This window comes from Pseudomonas sp. NPDC087598 (genome assembly GCF_044743525.1).
GTDB lineage: Bacteria > Pseudomonadota > Gammaproteobacteria > Pseudomonadales > Pseudomonadaceae > Aquipseudomonas.
This window is the reverse complement of record NZ_JBIUWQ010000106.1, coordinates 5661-8370: the sequence shown is the minus strand read 5'-3', so window position 1 is coordinate 8370 and position 2710 is coordinate 5661. Positions and strand designations below refer to the sequence as shown.

Here is a 2710-nt window from a genome sequence, read left to right as displayed (position 1 = left end):
CCGGCGGCGTGGACTCATCCGTTTCCGCTCTCCTGCTGATCGAGCAGGGTTATGAGGTGGAAGGCCTGTTCATGAAGAACTGGGAAGAAGACGACGGAACGGAATACTGCACCGCCATGGACGATCTGGCGGATGCGCAGGCTGTGTGCGACAAGATCGGTATCAAGCTGCACACCGCCAACTTCGCCGCCGAGTACTGGGACAACGTGTTCGAGCACTTCCTGGCCGAATACAAGGCCGGGCGCACGCCGAACCCGGACATCCTGTGCAACCGCGAGATCAAATTCAAGGCGTTCCTCGACTACGCCATGATGCTTGGCGCCGACCTGATCGCCACCGGCCACTACGTGCGCCGCCGCGACATCGACGGCCGTACCGAGCTGCTCAAGGGCCTCGATCCGAACAAGGACCAAAGCTACTTCCTGCACGCCGTCGGCGGCGAACAGATCGCCAAGACGCTGTTCCCGGTCGGCGAACTGGAAAAGCCGGAAGTGCGCGCAATTGCCGAGAAATACGAGCTGGCGACCGCCAAGAAGAAGGATTCCACCGGGATCTGCTTCATCGGCGAGCGTCGTTTCAGCGACTTCCTCAAGCAATATCTGCCGGCACAACCGGGCGAAATCAAAACCACCGAAGGCGAAGTCATCGGCCGTCACCACGGCTTGATGTACCACACCATCGGTCAGCGCCAGGGCCTTGGGATCGGCGGCCTGAAAGACGCCGGCGATGAGCCGTGGTACGTGCTGCGCAAGGATCTGGACACCAACGAGCTGATCGTCGGCCAGGGCAACAACCACCCGTGGCTGTTCTCCAGCGCCCTGCTCGCTTCGGAAATCTATTGGGTTAACCCGATCGACTTGAGCCAGCCGCTGCGGCTGACCGCTAAAGTGCGTTATCGCCAGAGCGATCAGGCCTGCACCCTGGAAAAAACCGCAAACGGTTACCGCGCCGTGTTCGACGAGCCGCAACGCGCGGTCACGCCGGGTCAATCGGTGGTGTTCTACGACGGTGAAATCTGCCTCGGCGGCGGCGTGATCGAAGTCGCCGAGCCGTGGAGCGGCCAGGCATGAGCCCGACTCAGGAGCAACTGACGGCGCTCGGCGGCGTGTTTCTCGCCGCTGTGCTGGTTGACCGGATCGCCAAGACCGGCCAGACCAGCGAGGCCGGCCTGAGCTGCATGCTCGGCAGCCTGCTGGTGCGCGACCCGAAAGACACACTGGACGTGTACGGCGGCGACGACCTTAACCTTCGCGAGGGCTATCGCGCACTGATCGGCGCACTTGAGCGCGACCCGAGCACTTTGCAGCGCGAGCCGTTGCGCTATGCGCTGTCGATGCTCGGTCTTGAGCGGCAACTGGCCAAGCGCGGCGACATGCTCGACGTGATCGGCAAGCGCCTGCCGCAGATTCAATCGCAGGTCGAACACTTCGGCCCGGCCCACGAAAACGTGGTTGCCGCCTGCGGTGCGCTGTATCAGGACACCTTGAGCACGCTGCGCCAACGCATTCAGGTGCACGGCGACATGCGCAATCTGCAACAGCCGAGCAACGCCTCGAAGATCCGCGCCCTGCTGCTCGCCGGTATCCGTTCGGCGCGCCTGTGGCGACAGCTCGGCGGCCACCGCTGGCAATTGGTGATCAGCCGTCGCAAATTGCTCAAAGAGCTGTATCCGTTGATGCGCAGCGAGTAAACGCCGCGCAATAAAAGCTTTGTAGTCTGTAACGCGTAATACGCCGGTCAGTTGGCAACGGACCGGCGGATTTTTTCATGTATGATACGCGCCCCATTTCGTTGCCCGACTGTCCGAGAACACCCCATGCAGCTTTCTTCGCTCACGGCGGTGTCCCCTGTTGACGGCCGCTCCGCCGGCACACCCCCGGCCCTGCGCCCGATTTTCAGCGAGTACGGCCTGATCCGTGCCCGCGTTCTGGTTGAAGTGCGCTGGCTCCAGCGCCTCGCCGCTCACGCCGGTATCCCGGAAGTGCCAGCCTTCTCCGCCGAGGCCAACGCCGTTCTCAATGAACTGGCTGAAAACTTCTCGCTGGAGCACGCCGAGCGCGTCAAAGAGATCGAGCGCACCACCAACCACGACGTCAAAGCGATCGAATACTTGCTCAAAGAGCAGGCGGCCAAGCTGCCGGAGCTGGCCAAGGTCAGCGAGTTCATCCACTTTGCCTGCACCAGCGAAGACATCAACAACCTGTCCCACGCCCTGATGCTGCGCGAAGGCCGTGACGACGTGATGCTGCCGCTGATGCGTCAGACTGCCAACGCCATCCGCGAACTGGCCATCCGTTTCGCCGACGTGCCGATGCTGTCGCGCACCCACGGCCAACCAGCCTCCCCAACCACTTTGGGCAAAGAGCTGGCGAACGTGGTTTACCGTCTCGAGCGCCAGATCGCTCAAGTCGCTGCCGTGCCGCTGCTGGGCAAGATCAACGGCGCTGTCGGCAACTACAACGCGCACCTGTCGGCCTACCCGCAGATCGACTGGGAAGCCAATGCCCGCGCCTTCATCGAAGACGAGCTGGGTCTGGGTTTCAACCCGTACACCACACAGATCGAACCGCACGACTACATTGCCGAGCTGTTCGACGCGATTGCGCGCTTCAACACCATCCTGATCGACTTCGACCGTGACATCTGGGGCTACATCTCCCTGGGTTATTTCAAGCAGCGCACCATCGCTGGCGAAATCGGTTCGTCGACC

Annotated in this window: 3 protein-coding genes; all 3 read left to right on the top strand. The window is 62.2% G+C overall.

The genetic code is table 11. The features are described 5' to 3' along the window. Positions 1-1070 (top strand): tRNA 2-thiouridine(34) synthase MnmA (mnmA, locus tag ACIOWE_RS29245; protein WP_401398408.1); only part of this gene is annotated, 1070 nt, incomplete at its 5' end. After that, a complete protein-coding gene (gene hflD, locus ACIOWE_RS29240; protein ID WP_166223960.1) occupies positions 1067-1690 on the top strand; it encodes a high frequency lysogenization protein HflD in 624 nt (207 codons plus the stop codon). The genes mnmA and hflD, both read left to right, overlap by 4 nt. Positions 1691-1816: 126 nt before the next feature. After that, a partial coding sequence (gene purB, locus ACIOWE_RS29235; protein WP_401398406.1) for an adenylosuccinate lyase occupies positions 1817-2710 on the top strand: 894 nt, incomplete at its 3' end.